We start from the raw sequence: 316 nt of genomic DNA, 5'->3' as shown, positions 1-316 counted from the left end.
GTCAGCGCCCAGATCGTACGCACGCTGGATGAATTCGCGCAGTTTCGCGACTTCTTGCTGCTGTTTCAGCATGGCGTTGATCTTGTCGCCGATACCTTTCGCAGCCATACCCAGGTGGGTTTCGAGGATCTGACCGATGTTCATACGAGACGGTACGCCCAGCGGGTTCAGTACGATGTCTACCGGCGTACCGTTTTCATCGTAAGGCATATCTTCGATCGGGTTGATCTTAGAAATTACACCCTTGTTACCGTGACGACCTGCCATCTTGTCACCAGGCTGGATACGGCGTTTAACCGCCAGATATACCTTAACA

General features: G+C 52.5%; 1 protein-coding gene. It reads right to left on the bottom strand.

Features of this window, described 5'->3' with window-relative positions; translation table 11 throughout:
* A partial coding sequence (locus tag SB756_RS28985; protein WP_410912976.1) for a hypothetical protein occupies positions 1 to 316 on the bottom strand: 316 nt, incomplete at both ends.

This window comes from Pseudomonas sp. SIMBA_068 (assembly GCF_046534705.1).
Taxonomy (GTDB): Bacteria; Pseudomonadota; Gammaproteobacteria; order Pseudomonadales; family Pseudomonadaceae; genus Aquipseudomonas; species Aquipseudomonas putida.
Note: the sequence above shows the minus strand (reverse complement) of the source record. Positions and strands in the feature narration are given on the sequence as shown.